This is a genomic window from Rhizobium sp. UFLA01-1127, from assembly GCF_059803845.1.
The window spans coordinates 1-6,728 of sequence record NZ_JAUQTZ010000221.1 but is presented as its reverse complement, the minus strand read 5'-3'; the positions used below and the strand labels follow the sequence as shown (position 1 = coordinate 6,728).

Annotated in this window: 8 protein-coding genes; 2 read left to right on the top strand and 6 right to left on the bottom strand. The window is 60.5% G+C overall.

The annotated features are described in order from the left end of the window. Both Q4Q11_RS30445 and Q4Q11_RS30440 read left to right on the top strand, forming a co-directional pair. Nucleotides 1-745, top strand: a 745-nt coding sequence (locus tag Q4Q11_RS30445) for a nucleotidyltransferase family protein (RefSeq protein ID WP_498571808.1), incomplete at its 5' end; no start/stop codon positions are given. 3 nt (nucleotides 746-748) lie between these two features. After that, nucleotides 749-1,069, top strand: coding sequence for a TfoX/Sxy family protein (locus tag Q4Q11_RS30440; protein ID WP_112510851.1), 321 nt, complete (start codon nucleotides 749-751; stop codon nucleotides 1,067-1,069). 101 nt (nucleotides 1,070-1,170) lie between these two features. Here Q4Q11_RS30440 and Q4Q11_RS30435 read toward each other — a convergent pair whose 3' ends face one another. The 6 genes from Q4Q11_RS30435 to Q4Q11_RS30410 all read right to left on the bottom strand — a co-directional run. Next, nucleotides 1,171-1,803: a DapH/DapD/GlmU-related protein gene (locus Q4Q11_RS30435; RefSeq protein ID WP_498571807.1), complete on the bottom strand. Its 633-nt coding sequence runs from the start codon at nucleotides 1,801-1,803 to the stop codon at nucleotides 1,171-1,173. Nucleotides 1,804-1,872: 69 nt separating this feature from the next. After that, nucleotides 1,873-2,295, bottom strand: coding sequence for an NUDIX domain-containing protein (locus Q4Q11_RS30430; protein WP_498571806.1), 423 nt, complete (start codon nucleotides 2,293-2,295; stop codon nucleotides 1,873-1,875). 38 nt (nucleotides 2,296-2,333) lie between these two features. Further along, nucleotides 2,334-3,854, bottom strand: coding sequence for a DEAD/DEAH box helicase (locus Q4Q11_RS30425; RefSeq protein WP_112510857.1), 1,521 nt, complete (start codon nucleotides 3,852-3,854; stop codon nucleotides 2,334-2,336). 197 nt (nucleotides 3,855-4,051) lie between these two features. Further along, nucleotides 4,052-5,275 (bottom strand): peptidoglycan DD-metalloendopeptidase family protein, encoded by a 1,224-nt coding sequence (locus Q4Q11_RS30420; RefSeq protein ID WP_498571809.1) that lies wholly within the window; start codon nucleotides 5,273-5,275, stop codon nucleotides 4,052-4,054. A gap of 204 nt (nucleotides 5,276-5,479) precedes the next feature. Next, entirely contained in the window at nucleotides 5,480-6,310 is an 831-nt protein-coding gene (locus Q4Q11_RS30415; protein ID WP_113214222.1) for a ferritin-like domain-containing protein, read from the bottom strand. 4 nt (nucleotides 6,311-6,314) lie between these two features. Beyond that, on the bottom strand, nucleotides 6,315-6,728 hold a 414-nt coding region (locus Q4Q11_RS30410; protein WP_498571805.1), incomplete at its 5' end, for a peroxiredoxin.

Here is a 6,728-nt window from a genome sequence, read left to right as displayed (position 1 = left end):
CGACTGGGTGCTGGACCGCATATTAGCCGGCGAACGACCGACTCCGCAAGACATCACACGCATGGGCGTTGGAGGGTTGCTCATGGAAATACAGTCACGTCCACGGCCGCGCGACATTGCCGCCAAGCCGGCGTCCGAGATATCGGTTGCCATCGTCTTGCTGGCCGCCGGGAAGGCAAGCCGCATGGGCGAGGGCGGTTCGCACAAGCTTCTGGCCGAATTCGACAGCGTACCGCTGGTGCGCCGTTCGGCTTTGACGGCTATTGCCAGCGGCGCGTCCGACATCGTCGCGGTCACCGGGCATCGTCGGGACGATATCGAAGCGGCGTTGCATGGGCTTGCGGTCGAGCCTGTCTTCAATCCGGACTATGCCTCGGGCATGGCCAGTTCGCTGGTTGCAGGCGTCGGCACGCGAGCGGCTCAAAAGGCCGACGGTATTCTTATCATGCTGGCCGACATGCCCGGTGTCACCAGCAACGACCTGAAAACCCTGATGACCGCCTTCCGTGAGGCGAACGGCCATGCGATCGTGCGGGCGGTGTCCGGCGGCAAGCGCGGCAATCCCGTCATCCTGCCGAGATCGGTCCTGAATGCGGTGATGCGGCTGGAGGGCGATGTGGGCGCCCGGCACATCATCGAAACATCGGGCCTTCCGGTTGTTGACATCGAGATCGGCGAGGCCGCACATCTCGATGTCGATACGCCCGAGGCCGTCGTCGCGGCAGGCGGGGTTTTGAAGGGGTAGGGAATGGACGATATCGATATCGAGGAGATGTTTCAGTCGCTTGGGCCGATCACCGTCAAGCGGATGTTCGGCGGCAAGGGAATCTATCATATGGGGCGCATCCTCGCGGTCGAAGTGGATGACGAGATACTCCTCAAGGCCGACGATGCCAGCGCTTCCGAATTTGCGGCTGCCGGCGCGCGGCGCTGGGCCTACGAGGGCAAGAAGGGCAAGGCCGTCAACATGCCCTATTGGTCGATACCCGACGACGCGTTCGACGATCCGGAGGTGATGGCGCGATGGGTCAGGCTTGCCTATGAGGCGGCATTGCGCGCGGATAAGTAAAGAGCGTCGCGCAAGCCTTTGAAATTCAGCAGCGGTTGTCCCCAGCCGACCTCTTGGCGGTTTACTGCACTTTTATTTCGGACGCGGGCGAGCGGTGGGTCTTATGCCCAGCGCTCGCAGAAAGCCTCTATGTCGCTCGACTGAAAATCCGCAAGCCGCTCCATGATAGTCTCGAACGGCCAATCCCACCAGGCGATCGACGCAAGTCTCTCCGCAACGGTTCGCGTAAATCGCTCGCGAATGAATTTCGCAGGGACGCCGCCGACGATGGTATAGGGTTGGACATCCTTCGTGACGACCGTGCCTGCTGCGAGCACGGCGCCATCTCCAACCTTTACGCCCGGCAAGACGATGACGCCGTGGCCGATCCACACGTCGTTGCCGATGATGGCGCGGTCTGCCTTCCGCTGATCGAAAAAGGAGGTGTCGCGCACAGCATCTGCCGAGTAATATTCCGGGCAGTAGGTGAAGCGGTGCATGGATGGGCGATCCATCGGATGGTTGGGCGCGCCGATCCTGACCTCTGCCGCGATAGCGCAGAACTTTCCGATCGCTGCATCTCCGACGATGCAGCGAGGCCCTAAATAGGAGTAATCTCCGAGTTCGACGGTATGCAAGGACGTGTCGGCCAGGATCTCGCAGCATTTGCCTACGGTCGAATCTCTTATGTTCGCCGTCGAGTGAATAACGGTCTCGGCGATTTTGGGGCGATTTGGCTGTGCGGCGGAATGCATCGATGGTCTCCGGATTTCGGCCTGCGTAACCGGAGACGATGAAGGGGATGTGACGCTGGGCTTCAGGTTCTAGCGGAAATCTTCTTCGCTCAGACGGGCGATAGTTGCCCTCGCAAATTCGGAAAGCTGAGCCGGCAACTCGCTGCGGCCGAACCAGCCGAAATCGGAGAGCTTGTCGGGCTCCGTGAGCCGCGGTTCGCCGGAAAAGTCCCGGCAGATAAAGATCCGTGAAATCCAGTGCTGGCGATCGGCCTCTATGATGACTTCCTCGGTGCAGAGATAGTCGATCTTGCCGATGGAAAGACCGCTTTCCTCTTCAGCCTCGCGGATGGCAGCCCTGGCGGCCGGCTCCATATGATCGACCTTGCCGCCAACGATGCTCCAGAGGCCGGCTTCGGGCGCCTTGAGGCGCCGATACAGCAAAAGCTTGCCGTCCCGCACTATTGCGAGACCGGTTCCTAGTCCTGGGAAATCGATGCCGGGCTTGCCCAATATGCAGATCCCGAGATTGCGTGTCTGGACGGGATCTATCAGCCCTTGGCGTTTGCCACGATGAGCATGAAGGCGGGGATATCGTCGCCGAATCCGACCGGCGTCGGGCCGTCATCCTGATCGCGGTAGCGGTTGCGGCGCTCGCGATGGTCGTCGTTGGCAGCGGGGAAGGGACGGTGATTGTTGCGAGAACCGTTATGGGATTTGTTATTGTTGTTCTCAGACTTGCGCTCGTTCTTCACGCCTTCGGCCTTTGCTGGTGCTGCTTCGATCGCCACGACGCCATTATCCTCGACGTCGATATCAGATTTATGACTCGAGGCGTTGCGGCCTCCGCGGCTGCGATCCCGGTCGCGGCCCTTGCTCTTCTGGTCGCGGCGGCGGGACGAGCGATTGTCATCGCCACTCTCGTCGGCCGGCGGCAGCGACGACAGGTCGCCGTTCAGCCACTGGACGTCTTCGCCGATCAGCTTCTCGATCGCGTCGACATGCTTGGTATCGCGCTTGGTGACGATGGTGAAGGCGGCGCCCGAACGGCCAGCACGGCCGGTCCGGCCGATGCGGTGAACATAATCTTCCGAATGAATCGGAACATCGAAATTGAAGACGTGACCAACATCCGGAAGATCGAGACCGCGGGCTGCGACGTCGGAGGCGACGAGAAGCTGGATCTGTCCGTCACGGAAGTTCTGCAACATCGTCGTGCGCGAGCGCTGGTCCATGTCGCCGTGCAGTGCGCCGACGGAGAAGCCGTGGCGTTCGAGCGAACGGAAGAGATCGGCCACATCCTTCTTGCGATTGCAGAAGATGATCGCGTTCTTGAGGTCCGTCTGGGCGCGGATGAGATCGCGCAGCGTCGCACGCTTCTCGTAGTCCTTGCCATGCGAGGCAACGAAGCGCTGCGTCACCGTCTTGGCAGTCGATGCCGGCTTGGCAACTTCGACGCGTTCCGGGTTCTGCAGGAAGCGGTCGGCCAGCTTCTGGATTTCCGGCGGCATCGTCGCTGAGAAGAACAGCGTCTGGCGCGTAAAAGGAATGAGTTTTGCGATGCGCTCGATATCCGGGATGAAGCCCATGTCGAGCATGCGGTCGGCTTCGTCGATGACGAAGATTTCGACGGCGCTCATCAGCAGCTTGCCGCGCTCGAAATGATCCAGCAGGCGGCCGGGCGTGCAGATCAGCACATCGGCGCCGCGCTCCAGCTTGCGGTCCTGGTCCTCGAAGGAGACGCCGCCGATCAGCAGGGCAATGTTCAGGCGATGGTTCTTGCCATACTTCTCGAAGTTTTCGGCGACCTGCGCGGCGAGTTCGCGCGTCGGCTCCAGGATCAGCGTGCGCGGCATGCGGGCGCGTGCGCGGCCCTTTTCGAGCAGGGTCAGCATCGGCAACACGAAGGAAGCCGTCTTGCCGGTTCCGGTCTGGGCAATGCCGCAGATGTCGCGGCGCTGAAGCGCAAAGGGGATCGCACCGGCCTGGATCGGAGTCGGTGTGGTGTAGCCCGCGTCAGTTACCGCGGAAAGGACTTTTTGGCTCAAGCCAAGGTCAGCAAATGTTGTCAAAGGGAAATCTAATTCCGTCTTGGTTCAGTCGAACACCATGAATCGACACGCAGGAACGCATCGCAACGCAGCGCGACATAGAACCAAATACCCGTGAAGTCAAGGAAAGCAGGCGCTTCAACCGGCCTGAAGTTCATTCATGACGCAATTTTTGGATTAGTGCCATCTTTGTTGCGCGTTTGTCACAATTTCGGCAGCTAAATTGCGCCCAATCCGCTGATGTAACTTGCGAGTTTCGTGCCGGCAGCGATGAAATACATCGGGTCTATGGGATGCCCGTTCTCGCGCACTTCATAGTGCAGATGTGTTCCTGTCGAGCGTCCCGTACTGCCGGCAAGACCGATCGCATCGCCGGCGCCGACCTTGTCGCCGACTTTGACGAGGATCTGCTCCATATGCCCATAGCGCGTGGAGATGCCGCCGCCATGGTCGATCTCCACCATGTTTCCATATCCACCCGTCCAGCCGGACGCTATTACCTTGCCCGGAGCGGTGGCCTTGATTTTCTCGCCGGGGCTGAAGTGGAAGTCCGTACCGGTGTGGAGCGCCAGCGTGCCGAAGAAAGGGTCCTTGCGGTTGCCGAAAGGGCTGGTGACGAGCTTGCCCGGTGCCGGATTACGGAAAGGCAGGCTCTCGGCTGCGCCCCGCACTGTTTCCAGATGCGTCAAGGCGGTATCGAGATCCGCCATGGACTGCTCGAACTGATCAACATTTTGAGGCGGGACATAGGGTCCGCCCACGCCATCCGTATCCTTGCCGGCCGCGGCTGCGATCTCGTTCGGAACCTTGACGCCGACATTCTGCATGATCGACTGAATGGAATTGGCAGTCTCAGACGCGTCTGCCGTGAGGCCGCGGATTCGAGACAGCTGATCCTGTTCGATATGTTTCAGCGACAGCGTCACCTTGGAGAAGACGCGGTCGGCCCGATCTGCAACGGTTTCCGGAGCGGGGACATAGGCGAGCGTGGAGTTGTCGGGTGTGGCATCGGCCGGCTTGCCGCTCAGGAGAAGTTTTTCGATCGCCTTGGGCGAAGTCAGCTGGGCATGTTCGTTCTTGGAAGCGGCATTCGCATCCGGATGCGCGCTCTTATCCGTGAGGCCAGAATTCCCGGCTCTGTCGAGCAGAGTGCCGAGCTTGCCATTGCGTGAAGAGAGTTGCTGCTGTTGTTCGATCAGCTTATCGACCTTTTCTTCCACGACCTGCTGATCGAGAAGCTGGCGGGAGGTGACACGGTCGACCTGGGCGCGCAAAGCGGCAATTCGATCCTCGTAGTCATATTGCATGCGCGCCTGGCGAGCCATCGTCGCGCCGATCAGATCGTCGCGCAATACGAGGTAGGATGTCGCAAGAAGATAGCCGATCGAGAATATCCCGATCAGGCAGACCGCGATGGCGGCCATCCACGGTCGCACGGTCATATGGCGTACGGTATCTCCGCTGGCCAAAATAATGGTGTGCTGCCGCTGCTGTTTGCCGAAAACCCGGTTGTGAGGCCTTGCTGTCACCGAGAATCTCCCAATCGGTGCCTTTTGGCACCCAATGGAAGTACACGTCATTATGGTTAACGAATGCTTTCCATCTTAGTATCGGATACTAGAAAACGGCCGTTTTACCTCAGTATATCAAGCATTGCTTGTGGATGTCAGCGAACGGTAGAAGGACGGCGTCAGTCCCGCTTCCGCGCGCGCTATATCGTTGAACGGCGCCTTGAGGGAGCCGCGGAAGTTTGCGCGCACTAGCTCCTGGAAAGTGCGGGCCGGGTCACGCTTCTCCCGCGCACATAGGAAGCGGAACCATTTGGCGCCGACCGCGACATGGCCCTTCTCGTCATTATAGATCACATCAAGTACGGCCGCGCTCTGCAGGTCGCCGGTTTCGCGCATCTTCGCCTGCAGTGCGGGTGTTACGTCCAGTCCCCTCGCTTCGAGGATCAGCGGCACGACGGCGAGGCGGGCGGTCAGGTCGGTGCGGGTCGCATGGGCGGCCTGCCACAGGCCGTCGTGAGCCGGCAGATCGCCATAATCGGCACCCAGTTCCCGCAGGCGCGCCCGAACCATGCGGAAATGCTTGGCTTCTTCGAAGGCAACCTGCATCCATCCGTCGAAGAACGAGTTGGGAACCGGCCCCGTCGCAAAGCGTGCGACGATATCCAGCGCCAGATCAACGGCATTCAGCTCGATATGGGCGATGGCATGGAGCAGCGCGATACGACCTTTAAGGGTATGCAGGGAGCGTTTCTCCATGTGCTTCGGCGGAACCAGTTCCGGTTTGTCCGGCCGGCCGGGGCGGTCGGCCAGCGGGGGATCTAGCGGTGAACGCAGCGACAGGGTGCGGGCAAACCAGCGCGCTGCCGATTCCTGAGCAAGGGTGGTCTTCACATCGAGATCGGCCGAACGGATGGCGGCGATGGCGCCGCCGCGCAGCGACGTAATCGGTAAGGAATCGCCGGTCATGCCGTCAAAGCTCCCTGGCGGCGGCCAAAACAGCCTCGGCGTGTCCCGCGACCTTTACCTTGTCCCAAATTCTCGCGATCCGGCCGTCGGCTCCGATCAGGAAGGTCGAGCGGACGACGCCCATATAGGTGCGGCCATACATGCTCTTTTCCCGCCAGACGCCGTAGGCAACAGCCATGGTCTTCTCCTCATCCGACGCAAGCGGAACGGAAAGCGCGTGCTTCCTGACGAACTTGTCATGGCTTTTCACAGAGTCGGGCGATACGCCGAGAAGAGCGATCCCCGCCTTGGCGAAATCGCTTGCGAGTGCGGTGAAGGAAATCGATTCCGTTGTGCAGGCCGTGGTGTCGTCCTTGGGGTAAAAATAGATAACCACCGGCTTCCCGGAAAAATCGGCAAGACGCACATGGCTGCCACC

Bases quoted from the DNA above. Each gene is read 5' to 3' on its own strand.
- Q4Q11_RS30440 (WP_112510851.1), top strand. From the start codon at position 749: ATGGACGATATCGATATCGAGGAGATGTTTCAGTCGCTTGGGCCGATC.
- Q4Q11_RS30435 (WP_498571807.1), bottom strand. From the start codon at position 1,803: ATGCATTCCGCCGCACAGCCAAATCGCCCCAAAATCGCCGAGACCGTT.
- Q4Q11_RS30420 (WP_498571809.1), bottom strand. From the start codon at position 5,275: ATGACCGTGCGACCGTGGATGGCCGCCATCGCGGTCTGCCTGATCGGG.
- Q4Q11_RS30415 (WP_113214222.1), bottom strand. From the start codon at position 6,310: ATGACCGGCGATTCCTTACCGATTACGTCGCTGCGCGGCGGCGCCATC.